The organism is Pricia antarctica (assembly GCF_900101815.1).
Taxonomy (GTDB): Bacteria; Bacteroidota; Bacteroidia; order Flavobacteriales; family Flavobacteriaceae; genus Pricia; species Pricia antarctica.
The window spans coordinates 42819-57942 of the sequence record NZ_FNAO01000002.1 but is presented as its reverse complement, the minus strand read 5'-3'; the positions used below and the strand labels follow the sequence as shown (position 1 = coordinate 57942).

The window sequence follows — 15124 nt, the reverse complement described above, 5'->3', positions numbered from 1 at the left end:
AGGATAACCATACCTTTCAACAGGCATCAATAATTATGAAAAACGCTTCTGCCCGCGCCCTTTGGGGCGATTATCTGGACAAACATTTAGAACATGCCTTTGTCGAAACGCCTCAAGTAGAGTACTTCTGCAACAATGAACAGGATGCCAACGAATGTGCCGAACTGGTAAAACAAGGTATCAAAAGGGCGACTTCCCATTCCCTATTAGGCATACAGTACCGTAAAGAATCTTTACCGAAAATAGGGGATTTTATTGTCGTTACGGACCGGGAGGGTAAAGCCCAATGCATAGTGCGTACCACCAAGGTTACCTTAAAACCCTTCTTTGCTATTGATTCGGCCTATGCCCAACGCCAAGGCGAGGGCGATAAAAGCCTTGCGTTTTGGAAAAAGGTGCACTGGGATTACTACACTAAAGAACTCGAAGCTTTTGGCCGTCTACCGCGGGAAAGCATGATTGTGGTCTGTCAAGAGTTCGAGATGGTATTTCAGCGGCAAGGATAGCACGCTTCCTCAAACTTCTTTACCTTGTTGCCGTATCAAAAACAGTACTTTCTTCCATTATATATCGAAAACTATGCAAATGAAATTCCTCCTTCCTATTCTCACAATCCTAGCATCCCTTTTTTCTCTGGATACCCTTGCCCAGGCCCCAAAATGGCAAAATCCCGAATGGGAAAATCCTGAAATCTTTGAGATCAATCGCGAAACGCCAACCGCATCCTTTTATAGATATGAGGATGCCCAACACGCCCTTGAAAACGAAAGTTGGGAGAATTCTCCTTTCTACCGGTCCTTAAACGGGAAATGGGATTTTAACTACGTAGCAAGCGTGCCCCAAAGGCCGGTCGGTTTTTTTCAGGAAGATTTCGACACTTCGGGATGGGATAAAATCGAGGTGCCCTCCAACTGGGAGCTGCAAGGTCATGGTACGCCCATTTACACCAATGTGGTATATCCCTTTCCGAAAAATCCGCCTTTTATTCCCCACGATGCAAACCCGGTAGGAAGCTATCGGCGTTCGTTCGAAACCCCTACCACTTGGGACGGAAAAGACATCTTTTTGCATTTTGGCGGGGTCAGCGGTGCGATGTACGTTTGGGTCAACGGACAAAAGGTCGGGTATAGCGAAGGCAGTAAAACACCTGCGGAATTTAACATCACGAAGTACTTAAAACCGGGCGCAAATTCCCTAGCAGTTCAGGTCTTGCGCTGGTCGGATGCCAGTTATATGGAAGATCAGGATTTTTGGCGGCTAAGCGGAATAGATCGTAACGTTTATCTCTATGCGACCAACAAAGCCACTATCAAAGATTATCGTGCCATTGCCACCTTGGAGAATGATTACACGGACGGCAAACTTAGCTTAAGCCTTGACATTGCAAACAGCGGCAAAAAAAATAAAGGCGCGGTCGAGGTCCGTCTATTGGATGGTGAGAAAGAAATTTACACCGAAACTAAAAAAATGGATTTCTTATCCGAAGGCACTGCGGTAACTTTTGAAAAAGCCATCCCAAAGGTTAAGTCGTGGCACGCCGAAAAGCCGCATCTGTATTCATTAGTATTCCTAATAAAGGATAATAAAGGGAAAATCACCGAAGCCATCGGTTCTAAGATAGGTTTCCGGAAAATCGAAATCAAGAACAACCAGTTTTTGGTCAACGGTCAACCCGTACTTATCAAAGGAACCAATCTACACGACCATGACGAAAAAACCGGACATGTCATCAACGAAGCAATAACCTTAAAAGACATGGAGGTCATGAAACAGAACAACCTCAATGCCATTCGCTGTAGCCATTATCCTAAAAATCCGTTCTTCTACCGGATGGCGGACAAATACGGATTTTATATCGTCGACGAAGCCAATATTGAGACCCACGGTATGGGCACCACAAATCAGGGACTGGACAATAACGAGGCCGCCAAGAAAATACACCCGGCCTATCGGCCTGAATGGAAGGCCATGCACCTCGACCGCACCGAGCGTATGTACGAGCGGGACAAGAATTTTACCTCGATCGTCATCTGGTCGTTGGGCAATGAGGCGGGCAACGGTGAAAATTTTGTGGCTACCTATGAGTGGCTAAAAGCACAGGATAATACCCGCCCGGTTCAGTATGAAGGTGCCACCCATTATGATAATACCGACATACAGGCACCGATGTACGATAAAATCGAATCGATGGTGGCCTATGCCGAAAATGACCCGAAGCGCCCATACATTCAATGCGAATATGCCCACGCCATGGGCAACAGTGTCGGCAACCTGCAGGATTATTGGGATGTTATCGAAAAATACGACGTACTTCAAGGCGGCTTTATTTGGGATTGGGTCGATCAAGGTCTCTTGACCAAAAATGATGCAGGAACCCCATTCTACGCATTTGGAGGCGATTTCGGAGCATCGGACCTTCAGAACGACAATAACTTTTGTCTTAATGGACTGGTAAACCCAGACCGTTCGGCGCATCCGGCCTTGCACGAGGTTAAGAAAGTGTACCAGTATGTGAAGTTTACCTCCGACCATCCGAAATCGGGAGCGGTTAGGTTGACCAACCACTACGATTTCACCAATCTGTCGGAATATACTTTCTCCTGGAAACTCATGAAAAACGGCCAAGAGGAAGCCTCGGGAACTATCCCAAAAGTTTCCGTCGCGCCCTATGCTTCCCAAACCGTACAGATCGATCTACCGGAACTATCGGATGCCAAGGCCGAATATTTTTTGAATGTATATGCCACAACAAAGGAAAAGGCTCCCTTGATACCAAAAGACCATGTGGTGGCCTACGCCCAATTTCAGCTTACGGATTTCACCCCACCGGTTTTCGAGAACGATACATCGGGCTTATCCGTTACCAAAGAAGGTGATACCATCAAAGTATCGGGAGACGGTTTTGAAATAGGCATCAATAGCAACACCGGCATTTTGACTTCGCTCGACTACGGCAACGGAAACTTGATTTTACAAGGAATGCAAGTCAATTTTTGGCGGGCGCCGACCGATAACGATTTCGGATACAATATGCCCGAAAAGCTAAAAGCTTGGAGGGAAGCGACCGATGACCAAGAACTCGTAAATCTGCAGTTAAATTCAAAAAACGAAGAAAGAGGAATGGATGTCCTAAAGCTTACGGACAATCCTTTCAAAGTCAAGGACAATTTAAATATTACGGCTAGTTTTAACCTTCCCTCGGTGGACGGACAGGCATCCATCACGTATGCCGTCAACAACAAGGGAGAACTGATGGTCAGTACTCAATTGACCGGCATTAGCGAAGACCAACCCATTCTGCCCCGGTTCGGCAACAATTTTATCATTGACAATTCATATGATAATGTGAGCTGGTACGGTAGAGGGCCCTTCGAAAACTATCAAGATCGAAAAACAGCGGCGCTCGTCGGATCTTATGACGCCAATGTAGCGGATCTATACTTTGAATATATACGCCCGCAAGCCAATGGTAACCGTAGTGATGTTCGCACCCTATCGTTTACGAATAGCAGCGGAAAAGGTATCGAAATTACGGCCCCGGAAACCTTCGGATTCAGTGCCCACCACCAATACAATTCCGATTTTGACGAGGGAATGAAAAAACAACGACGCCATACCTATGACGTACCGAAAAGAGATCTGATCAGCATCAATATCGATCATAGCCAAATGGGGGTCGGCGGGGATAATAGCTGGGGATATATGCCACACGAACAGTATCAGATCAAGCCGGGAGATATGTCTTTTAGTTATATGATCCGGCCGATTAAATTATGATTAGTACGGTCAAAAAAGTCCCCAAAGGTTTATTAAACCGTTGGGGACTTTTTGATTTTAGATAGCTGGAAAAATCAGATTTTGATTCAACAGATTGCCGCGTCATCCCGACTTCGTCGGTATTCCTCGCAATTACTGCTTACTTCTCAAGCTCGACCCAGACGTTACCACCTTTATTTGATTCGACCGTAGCCTCGACAAAGTTCATGCCCCGAACACCGTCGGTCATAGTCGGGAATTCGCCGTCATTGTAGTTCTTGCCACGAATGGCCTTGGCGACACCGAGATAGATGTTCGCCATGGAATCGAAAATACCCTCGGGATGTCCCGGTGGCAATTTCGTACCTTCCAAAGAAAGTTTGCTGTTATAGGCATGTCCTGGTTTATAGATTTGGGTCGGTTTGGAGTCGCTCAGCATATACAGAAAATTTGGGTTCTCCTGTTCCCATTTAAAGGCGGCCTTTTCACCATAAATTGATATTCCCAGTCCGTTTTCCTCGCCTGTGGCGACTTGGCTACTTCGAATCACTCCCTTCACATGGTCGCCCATACGGATAAGTACGGTACCGTCGACATCCATTTTATTGTCTTTGTATAGATAATTAAAATCCGTCAACAGCGATTTTATCTTTAGTCCTGTCGTATACTCGATCATATTAAAGGCATGCGTTCCGATATCGCCCATACACGAACTGATGCCCGCTTTTTTGGGGTCTAACCGCCAAACGGTAGAACGTTTTTTCTTATCGTGAATAATTTCGTTAATCCATCCTTGGTAATACACGGCATCGACTTTGTGTATTTTGCCCAAAGCTCCTTTTTTAATCATTTCCCGCATCTGGCGTACCATCGGGTAGCCCGTGTACGTGTGGGTCAAAGCAAAGACGGTTCCCGCTTTTTCATGGGCCTTTTGTAAAATCTTGGCCTCTTCCAAAGAGGTGGTCATCGGTTTTTCGCAGATGACATGAAATCCGTTTTCAATCAGCTTTAAAGCCATGGGAAAGTGTAGAAAATTCGGTGTCAGTATCGAACATACTTGAATACGTTTGTTCGCGGGCAACTTCATTTCCTCTTCGATCAAAGTATCGAAATCCTTGTAAATCCGGTCGGTCGGCACATCGATTTCCTTGGCGAAGGCGATACTTTCCTTAATATCGGGATTAAAAACCGCTCCTACAATTTCATAATTATCATTGATCTGTGAGGCTACACGGTGAAGTATCCCGATAAGGGAATCTCCGCCACCACCCAATATTCCTAATCTGATTTTTTTCGGCATTTGTATTTTTTTTAATTTATAAAACCTTTGATTTTTCGAGAGCGTTAATTTAGTAAAATATACGCTTTTAGCATGAGCTTATCGGAAAAATACAGATTTGGGATAGCGCACGGGCACGGTATCTAAAATGAATGCCTACCTACTTTTCTTAAGGATAGGCAACTTCGAATGCTGTGATATTCGTTTTGAAAACTACTTTTCAAAATCCCCCGCATTCACGACCGTCCATTTTTCAAAGGGCTGCAGATACTTTTTAATCGCCTTGTTGACGTCGCCAACGGTCAGTTTGCTTACCTTATCCTCTAAAGCCTTTTGAAAATCGAGGCTACGGCCGTAAAAAATATTGTTGTTGAGAAGTCGTGCCAGTTCATTGTCCTTCGCCCTGGAAACGTTTTCCTCCTGAATCCATCCATTAACGGCATCTTTTAGTTCATCCTCTGTGATACCGTCCTTAATATAACGGTCCAGCTCTTCCTTAAAACCAAGCTGCACCTTGTCATAATTTACCGGGGCATAGATGGCGTAAAGGTACATCGTCGAATTTTCATCCTCTGCACTGCTATCAGCTTGAAATCCTGATCCGGCACCGTAACTGACCCCATCTTTCTGACGCAGTCTTGCCGCAATACGCGAATTCAGGAAACCCCCGCCCAAAATCGTGGAGGCAATGGCAAGGGCCGGGTAATCTTCATGCGTTTGGCTAATTTTTACGTTAAGGTTGCCCAAGGTCATGGCGTTCTTCTTGTCTGGGGTACGTATATCTTCGTTTACGTCTTTTGAGGGATTATACGTATTTGCAATACGTGTGTACTTATTTTTGCTTATATAATCTTTGAAATCATCTTCAATAAGGGCTTTTACCTTGTCCGCTTCAAAGGTTCCGATACCCACCAATATCGATTTTCCGAGACCATAAAATTCTTCATAAAAGTTTTTCACCTGATCTACAGTGAGCGCCTTGATTGCCGCTTCCTCTTCCGCTATGGTCATCGTATATAAGGGATGTTCTTTCGGATATGGATTATTGATCTGTGAAACTTTACGCGATGCCAAGAACTGCGGCTCCGTTTTGTTGGCTTCCAAACCGGCCAGCCGCTCGGTCTTCAATTTTTCAAGTTCAGCGGCATCGAAAGCGGGATTTTTGAGCATATCGGCCATCAACTGCAAGGTAGGCATCAGATTTTCTTTAGTGGAACTGATCGAGACATTCACATTGCCATTATACCCATAAATAGAAATGGAAGATTTCAACTTGCTGAGCTCATCCTCGATCTGTTGCCTTGTTTTGGTCTTCGTACCCTTATTGAGCATAGCGGCCGTAAAGGAGGGAACCATGCCCTTACCGCTCAGTGATTTTACGTTCCCATTGCGAATACTGAAATTTACAGTAACGTTCTCCCCACGATTGGCCTTTTCGATAATGCCGTATTCGACCTTGTTTTCAAGCGTTCCCTTTTCTAGGCGTTCCTTGATTTTATCATAGGCCACATCGAAGGCTTCACCGGTGCCCATACCTACCTTGCCTTTGTAGCCGGCTACGAGGGAATCAAGACCTTCGGTATGTGCAATTTCGATACGTTCGGGAGTTTTTACAGGGTTGAACCGGCCGATAGTCCTGTTGGTGGGGATGAAATACTTTTTCGCCACCGCGTTCACCGCTTCCAAAGTTGCGTTCTCGATCCGGTCGCGGTAGATAAAGGACAACCGCCAATCGCCGGCCCCGATAAATTCGCTCATATAGGTACCCAAATAGGCCGAATTCCGGAATTGTTGGTCTATCTGTTTCAGCAGGTTTGCCTTTGCCCGATCGACTTCCTCTTTTGTAATAGGATTGGATTTTAGGTCGTCAAGCGTCTTTTTCAGGATGGTCTCGACCTCTTCGGCATTTTTATCGGAAGGCACTTCTACATTGATGTAAATAAAGCCCGGTTCTTTGACGAAGGGCGAAAAAGACCATAAGGAGGATGCTTTTTGAGTATCCACTAAGGCTTTATACAAACGTCCGGAAGGCTCGTCGGTCAGTATATTTTCCAGGACCGATACGGCCGCGTACTCTTCGGCGGAACCGGCTGGAGTGTGATAAAGTGCAGAAACTAGTTGTATGTCGCCTACGCGGCTTACATTGACCATCTTTTCACCATCTTGGGCGGGCTCAACGGTATGTGAATCCCTTAATGGAATCGAGGGTTTTGCAATATCCCCGAATTTTTTCTCGATGAGCGCAAGGGTCTTATCCTCATCAAATTTTCCGGTGACCATCAAAACGGCATTATCGGGGCGATAGAATTTTTTGTAAAAATCCTGGAGGTTTTCAATGGGCACCCGTTCAATGTCGGATCGGTTGCCGATGGTAGAACTTCCGTAATTGTGCCACAGGTAGGCCGCATCGATTACTTGATCCATGAGTACGTTCACGGGGCTGTTCTCTCCCATCTCGAACTCGTTTCTGACGACGCTGAATTCCGATTCCAGGTCTTTTTTGGCGATATAGGAATTGACCATCCGATCCGCTTCAAGGTCCAACGCCCAGTCCAGATTTTCATCCGTGGCATTGAAGGTCTCGAAATAATTGGTGCGATCATACCAGGTTGAGCCGTTGGGTCTTGCCCCATGCGAACTCAACTCTTTGGGAATATCGGGGTGGCCGGGCGTACCCTTGAACACCATATGTTCGAGAAGGTGGGCCATGCCCTTCTCTCCGTAACCTTCATGGCGAGAGCCCACCAAATAGGTAATATTAACGGTTATGGTCTGGGCCGAATTATCGGGAAAGAGCAATACTTTCAGACCATTGTCCATCCGGTATTCGGTAATACCCTCAACGGAAGCCGTCTTTTCTAGTTGTGCAGTAATCGCAGTGCTCAGACCTAAGGTTAGCAGGCAAAATAGGAAGGTTTTTATTTTCATGAGCGTGTAGTTATAGGTGTCTACTTCAATACTACAAAAAAATCGGAAATTAATAACGCTTGTACCCTGCTGAATTTTCAGAAACACGATCTTTGTAGGTCATTTAGAGACTATTTTGAAATATGTCCATTACTTGTCCACACGATGAGTCTAAGCCGAATTTTTACTTGATGCTATCTTAATAGTGAATTAGACCCTATCTTTAAACTGGCCGGTCTAATTGGGAGGAGGTTACATGTCGCGGGACATCTGTCACCCTTCAAATCACGGTAGAGTTAGGCACTGTTTTTTCGTTTTTAGTCCTTGGCCGAATCTTTGTTATTGTAAAGTGCGGCAGCCTTTTCCTGCTACTCTTTTGAAAGATTTTGTGTCCAAACTCTTGGATGTATCCGAAAACTGTCGAGATATTTATATGGAATCGTAACCTTATCCGCCACGGCCATGCCGGTCATCGCTGCATTGTAGCCCTGCCCTTTCAACTCATGGTGGAACCACATTACGAACTTCTCGATCTTGTCATTATAAATAACCTTCGGCCGCTCGATCACGCTTTTCTTTCGTAATAATGAGGTAGTATTTTCTTTTACGGCAAGGGCCACACCGTTATTTTTCCAATTATAGAGATCTTTCGAGGGATATACCCCGACGCCAACTTGCGACGTATTACCTTTCGAACTCGCTATTTGTGCTCGCCGAACCAAGGGTAGCTATCGTCAAAAACAAACATGCCCCCTCCCTGCGCGGTAATTGGTGCGCCATTAGTGTCTTTCCATATCTTTAGGCTTAAACGCTTCGTAAGTCTTCTGTCCGAAAGCAACGGTGCTCAGTAAAATACAGGTCGCTACAATTATAAGCTAATAATGGCTTCTCATTTTTTATTTTGTTTTTAGTGCCAATAAATTTTTCGTGCTCAGTTCAGTTTCTGGGTTAAATGCTTCGGACGTCATGTAAGCTAACAAACTTTTGCGTAGTTGTCTTGCTGCGGGACGTTTATCCAAGTCCGTTTGCAGGTCCATGGAAGAAAACAACAGCGAGCCCTGGCCGACCTTAGCCTCGAAAACCGTTGCGAGTTGATGGTTGGTGACAAAATTGTCGATGACCCTAATGATCGGTTTTACAGGAAGGGAATCGATGATGACGGATTTTGATCGGATGCAAAGGTCCCACCACTGCCATTCCGTATGGGTCTTTGTCGGGAAATCCGCCAAGGCTTTATGTTTGGTATCGATAAGCAGGCCCATGGTGCCAGGTTGGTCGGGAAAATGTACGGGACTCCAGAATACGGGTACGAACCTGCCTTTGATGCCCTTAAGTTGTAGCGTATCTGGATTGAGCAATACCTTTTCGCCTTTTTCCAGTGCGGTTAAGGCCTCGTCAAAAGACCTTGTTATCAGGATATTCTTAGGCACCGAAGCTTGAGGACCCGACACCTCTTTATTTGAGGTTCCGGTGCCCGGGGCTTCAGTCTCCGGTGCTTTTGGCTCCGGGGCTTCAGTGTCCGAAACTTTAATCTCCGGAACTTCCGCTTTTGGATAGACCCAAATCGGCCAACCGTTTTTGAATTCCGTACCTTTTAGTTTGACGGACACATTCCATTGTTGCGCCTTTTTAATGGCGATGGGGAAATCGATTTTCCCCAGATCCAGATTATTTCCGATGGATAGGTCTACGCCTTCGATGCTATCTTCAGCAAGTGTATTTCCCTTTTCGTCGGTTATCGACCATTCGAGGGTCTGTGCCCTTTTATCCTCAAAAAAATTAGCGACCTCGATCGTGCCCAAAAAAGTTTCTCCATCCTCATAAACCGCCTTTTCAAATCGGAGCAGCGGCACAAGCGGACTATTGAACTTTCGGAACTCCGCAGCGGAAATGGCGCCTTTCGATTCCCAAAAAGCGTTGAGCAGTCCTACCAAAGCGGTGCCCTGTCCGGGGAAATCCTGAAGCTGCAACAACTGGAAGCCGTCGAAACTTGGGGTCTTCAAGGCACGTTCTATTTCCTCTTTATACAGCATGGCAGCGAGTTTTCCGGACGCTCGCGTGAAGTCGGGAGCCAATTCTAGCATCCCTTTTTTCTCAAGGTCTTGCTTAATCGCTATAAAATTCAAGGGTTCTAAAACGCCCGTGTATTTCGGGATTTCGTTCATATCGGGATAGACCGAATACTGTCCGATCTCGTGGGAAATCAAGGGTACCTTGATATGTTCGCTATTCGCCGAATAATCAGTGTCAAAAGCGGGCGCCTTATCGTTAAAAACGCCCTGCCCGCGAATCCATCCCTTATCCGTCCATTGGGCAATTAAAAAATCATCCTCGGGTTCGGGGCGTGTTCCCGTGGGTTTTTGAAAGGAGAAGGAAGTTGTCGCGTACAACCGACTATCGTCTTTCTTTTTCAGTTTTGCGACCATATCGTTCAACAGCTGTATGTCACCCTGCAGCTCATTGCCCATCGTCATAAAGATAAAGGAAGGATGATGGCCGTAATCACGAATCATCTTATCGGCTTCCTGTCTTAGGAACTCCGTCGTCGGCTTGTCCTCGCCGACTTGCAGGCTCCAATGTGGGAGTTCGGCCTGCAAGTAAAATCCAGCTTCATCGGCAGCCTCAAAAGCGGCTGCGGGGGGACACCACGAATGGAAACGCAGATGGTTCAGCCCGTAATTCTTGGCCTGTGCGATCAGTTGTGCCCAATCCCCCTTTTCCATCGGCGGATGACCAGTAAGTGGGAAGATTACGCATTCAAGGTTTCCCCTTAAAAAGATGCGTTGATCGTTCAAGGTGAGCATACCGTCTTTGTTTCCCAGTTTGCGAAGGCCGAATTCCGTTGCAGAAGAACCGTTTCCTGTTGTGATTTTTACGGTGTATATACTAGGATGGAACTCATCCCAGACTTGTAGTTCTTTGGGAGTGGGTATGGAAAAATTTACATAGCTACCCTCCACAAGGGGTTTCTTGATTTCTTGGGATAGTAAGACCTCACCATTAGCATCCAAAATTTCCAAAGTGAGTCCCTTTTTGCTTGGCTTCGGTTGCTCGAAACCGAGGTTGAGCGTATCGTTGGCGTAATCGGGATGTACCTTTAAGTGTTGAGGGGCATTTAAGTCGGACGCTTCCAGCAAAATATCCCCGATAATACCATTCCACTTAATCTGGGTATGGTTGGTGTAGGCGTGTGCCATATCTTGATTTACGGGGTCAGGATAGCGGTCGCCCTTGATGTTGATATGCGGATATTTGTTGCCATTGTCGATTCGAATGGTTAGAAGATGTTTTCCTGGGGATAATGCCTCGGTCAGATCATAATCGTGGCTGCCGACCAGACTTTCCTTAGATGACACCTTTTGTCCGTCCACAAACACCGTTGATTCCCAAATGACTCGTTCCAAAACGAGCTTGACGGACTCCTTTTTCCAACCTACTGGAATCTCGACCTCTTTTTGATACCATGCCTTGCCGACGTATTGGTGCTTTCGGGCCAGGTTGGAGAGAACGTAGTTGTTCACTGCGGGTTTCAAGGTATTCGGTTTGCCAATACCCGCGTCGTTGAGCGTACCGGGAAGGGTGATGGTTTCGCCGTTTAAGTCGGTTTTTGACCAGTTTTCTGTCGTGCCTATATCGGTGGAATCGAGTTTTACTTGCCAACTACCCGATAAATCGATTTGATTGGTGGTTTGGGCTGCCGATGATGTCCAAATCAGTAGTATAAAAATGGATGCTAAATAAACGTTCATTTTGTTCATACTTTTTTTCTTGTTGTTTCTGGTTCCTCCGAACTCCGCTTACTGTTGAGGACGCCATTAGTAAACTGGCGGAAGTGGAGCGAGTTTCATAATCTGATTATTTATCAGAAACCTGATAATTTTCCTCCCAAGCTTCTGCCATTTTTAAATGGATATGGGCGGATAGATGGTACAAATCTTTTTCCAACACTTTTTTGAAAGCGGAAATCGCTTTTTCCGTATTTTCGAGCCCTAGTTCGCCTAAACCGATTAGGTAGTGGCAATCTACTTGATTCCGAGCGTTCAGGTCCTCTTCCCAGATCAACAGGTCAGGTAGGGATACGGCGAAATAATCAAGTTTGACCGCATCGTTCATATGTTTCTTTCCATAGTCGATAAGGTTGTGAAAGCGCTTTTCGGCTTCCTGTTTCTTTCCTAATTTGAGTAAAGCCAAGCCTTGGTAGAATATTTTGTCGGGCTGCTGGTCGTTGTAGAACATAGCAGGACTGGGATCGCTAAGGCCCTCGGAGGCTTTTTGCCAGTTCTCATTGGCCTGTGCCGTATCACCCTGTTTATCGTAAGCGCATCCGGACCAATAGAGAATATCGTTTTCCTGTGCGCCGAACAATTTTCCTTCGCCCAGGTTGTGTGGAAAGTCCTGCGCAGCTTCCAAATGCTCAATGGCTTTCACCGAATTATCGGTGTTTAAAGCCTGCTTCGCCAATTCGACGTGTACGGTACTATGTTGAAAGGGCACTTTACCCTCACCGCCTTCCCAGGGGTGAAATTGCCTTTTTTCGAGAAGTTCCAAGGCTTTTTGATGTTCGCCCTTAAAATTGGTAAGGCCGATCCACTCCAGATATAGATCGTCGCGAGAGGCGGTAAGCGCCGGATTATCCTCCAATAGCCGCAAACGTTCGGCAACCGGGACATTCGTTTTTTTGTAGAGCTGATCCAATTCCATCAACAAGCGCTGATTGTCGGAATCCAGTTTGAAGGCCTGTTCCAATTTTTTCTGGGCCAATGCTTTTTTATCGCTTTTGTTATAATATAACAAGGCGAGGTTACGCAGACAAATGGCGTTATCGCCCTTGAGTTTCACAGATGCCTCCCAGCATTCCCTAGCGTTTTCATACTGCTGGGCGGCATACCAGAAATTACCGAGATAATAGGGTGCCATGGCATCTTCGGGATTGGATTTTCTAGCCACTTCCAACACCACAACTTCCTCCAAACGGCTGGGAAAGCAATAATCGGAGAGCATTTTAGTGGCCAGTTTGTACTGTTTTTCAGCTTCGGAGGCATCCCCTTTTTGCTCATGGTACCATCCCAAGAAATACGCGGCCATGGGATACATTTCAGTTTTTCCTTTGGTATGGATTTCCATCAAGGCGATTGCGTCGTCATAACATCCGGCCTGGGCATAATCCAAGGAAAATTCGATGTAATTATGGACATAATCCCGTAGCATTTTTCTGAAATAATCCAAATCCTGGGTATTCCCGCTTAATAAATAGCGTTCGAAAAGCACCCCGAAGTTAAAGCGGTCTATGGCCAACGAATCGTCTATCAATTGTTTCGTTTCTTCTAAACGGCCCATTTTCCGCAATAGGATGACTTTCAAGTGTCGGGCCTTATGGTTGTGCCAGTTTTTAATCAGGGATTTATCGACCAGCTCCAAAGCCTTATCGAGTTTACCCTTGGCACAGTCGATCTGGGCCAGGTTGAAATACCCGGCGTCTTGCCAAGCGGCGTTCCAGCAGCCTTTAAAAAATGCGGCATAGGCCTCGTCCGGTTTTTCCATCAAACGCAAGGTCAAGCCTTTGTTGAAATACGGTTCGCCATTGTAGGGATTCGGATTGTGCCGTGTAAGCGTCTCGATGGCGGTCTCGAAATAGGGCAAGGCCTTTTCGAAGCGTCCCTTTTTCAGGTACCAAAGTCCCATCGCGTTGTTGTTGCGCACATCTCCGGCTTCGCGTGACAAAGCTTCCAAATAATAGATTGTTGGGTCGTAGGTGGCATGGCGATATTGTTCCAAATGTAGGCCGCGGAGATAAAGTTGTTCCGTGCTTTTGATATCCGACGGTGCCTTTGCCGCTTTCGCCGCTTCGGGAACTTCTTGGTCGGAATAATCCTCCGGGGTCCAAGAAACTAGAACTTTGCCGTTTTCGTTCTTTAGGGTGGCCGTAAGATTTTGGTGAACTGGGTTTTCTAGGGATACGCTTTTCTCAAAACCATCCTTTGGACTTAAATCCATCTTTTCCTCAAAAACCAAATCCCCATCGTTCAGAAGTTCTAGCGTACACCCGGGATAGTTTGAAGTAACATATACCTTGACCGTTGCTTGCCCATCTTCCAGTTCGAGGTTCAGTAGGGCTTCCTTGGTTGCATTTTTGACCATGCCCACATTGTAATAGGGCATGAAATATTGCTTGAAACTTTTTTCCTCGTAGGGGTGCATCCATGAAAAATCGGGCTGGTTGTCGGTGTAGACCCCGCACATCAGTTCGATGTAAGGTCCGTCGGTATCCGTCAGGTTCCTGTCCCAGGCATGGCCGAAATCGCCGTTCCCCCAGGTCCATTGCTTTTTGCCCGGGGAGACATGGTGGTCGGCCACGTGCAACAGCCCGCCTTTGGAATCATTTTCGTAGCCGCCCACAAAGTCATACTTCGAGGTAATCGCCATATAGGAAGTAGGTACGGGTATGTTTTTATATTTGGAAATATCGGTGCCGGGGGAATAGTCCACCTTGTAATATTCGCCCTTTGCGATCGGAAATTCGGAAACATCGCGCTTGCCATGATCGAACACCGCGTTGACATCGGGCGGAAAAACGGACTGATAATGGTCGTTTACGGCCACGGCGGGGTTAGCCCACCATAAAAATGTCTGTGGATGAGGGCTTCGATTGTACAACTGCCCCTTAATTTCTATATACGCCTTATCGGGATGTAAGGTAAAACCGGCCATTCCCTTGGTGCGGAACATGCGTTCTACTTCGCTGACCCAAACGGTAATGCTGCCATCTTTGTTTTCCTCGATGTAGTGGTCCGTCGGGTCATAGGTGCTTGGGCGGTGGTGCTGGGGCCAATTGAACTCGATACCCCCGGAAATCCAAGGCCCGGTCAAGCCCACCAATGCGGGTTTGATGACATGGTTGTAGTACACAAAATGCCTTTCTCGGATTTTATCGTATGCCATTTGGATACGGCCGCCCAGAGCTGGCAAGACCATAATCTTGATGTAGTCGTTTTCGATGTAGATCGCGTCCCATTCCTTGTCCGTTTTCTCGTCGCTGATCTGTTCTATAACCGGGTGGGGATATACGGATCCGCTACTGCCCTGATAGACCCGTTTTTCAAGGAAAACAGGATATTTTTCGGGTTTTCCGATCTCGTAAGTCGGGATGGTGACCTTTTCTCTCCAGGCTTTTACTTTGCTCAT

The 15124-nt window shown here is 46.3% G+C and carries 7 protein-coding genes; 2 read left to right on the top strand and 5 right to left on the bottom strand.

Annotated elements, in window-relative coordinates:
* Positions 1–35: 35 nt before the first annotated feature.
* Positions 36–506: an ASCH domain-containing protein gene (locus BLT07_RS03085; protein WP_091865721.1), complete on the top strand. Its 471-nt coding sequence runs from the start codon at positions 36–38 to the stop codon at positions 504–506.
* A 79-nt stretch (positions 507–585) separates the two neighbouring features.
* Complete coding sequence (locus tag BLT07_RS03080) at positions 586–3777, top strand: beta-galactosidase, LacZ type (RefSeq protein WP_175455240.1); 3192 nt, start codon at positions 586–588, stop codon at positions 3775–3777.
* A gap of 139 nt (positions 3778–3916) precedes the next feature.
* Here the strand turns inward: BLT07_RS03080 and BLT07_RS03075 are convergent, their stop codons facing one another.
* The 5 genes from BLT07_RS03075 to BLT07_RS03055 form a co-directional block, all read right to left on the bottom strand.
* Positions 3917–5056, bottom strand: a complete 1140-nt coding sequence (locus tag BLT07_RS03075) for a Gfo/Idh/MocA family protein (RefSeq protein ID WP_091865717.1) — start codon at positions 5054–5056, stop codon at positions 3917–3919.
* A 192-nt stretch (positions 5057–5248) separates the two neighbouring features.
* Positions 5249–7963, bottom strand: a complete 2715-nt coding sequence (locus BLT07_RS03070) for a M16 family metallopeptidase (protein ID WP_091866447.1) — start codon at positions 7961–7963, stop codon at positions 5249–5251.
* Positions 7964–8310: 347 nt separating this feature from the next.
* The gene (locus BLT07_RS03065) at positions 8311–8664 is read right to left on the bottom strand and encodes a glycoside hydrolase family protein (RefSeq protein ID WP_091865715.1); all 354 of its coding nucleotides are present in this window, start codon (positions 8662–8664) and stop codon (positions 8311–8313) included.
* Positions 8665–8838: 174 nt separating this feature from the next.
* Entirely contained in the window at positions 8839–11691 is a 2853-nt protein-coding gene (locus BLT07_RS03060; protein WP_175455239.1) for a sugar-binding domain-containing protein, read from the bottom strand.
* 106 nt (positions 11692–11797) lie between these two features.
* Entirely contained in the window at positions 11798–15124 is a 3327-nt protein-coding gene (locus BLT07_RS03055; protein ID WP_091865711.1) for a DUF5107 domain-containing protein, read from the bottom strand.

Bases quoted from the DNA above. Each gene is read 5' to 3' on its own strand.
- BLT07_RS03085 (WP_091865721.1), top strand. From the start codon at position 36: ATGAAAAACGCTTCTGCCCGCGCCCTTTGGGGCGATTATCTGGACAAA.
- BLT07_RS03080 (WP_175455240.1), top strand. From the start codon at position 586: ATGAAATTCCTCCTTCCTATTCTCACAATCCTAGCATCCCTTTTTTCT.
- BLT07_RS03075 (WP_091865717.1), bottom strand. From the start codon at position 5,056: ATGCCGAAAAAAATCAGATTAGGAATATTGGGTGGTGGCGGAGATTCC.
- BLT07_RS03070 (WP_091866447.1), bottom strand. From the start codon at position 7,963: ATGAAAATAAAAACCTTCCTATTTTGCCTGCTAACCTTAGGTCTGAGC.
- BLT07_RS03060 (WP_175455239.1), bottom strand. From the start codon at position 11,691: ATGAACGTTTATTTAGCATCCATTTTTATACTACTGATTTGGACATCA.
- BLT07_RS03055 (WP_091865711.1), bottom strand. From the start codon at position 15,124: ATGAGCAAAGTAAAAGCCTGGAGAGAAAAGGTCACCATCCCGACTTAC.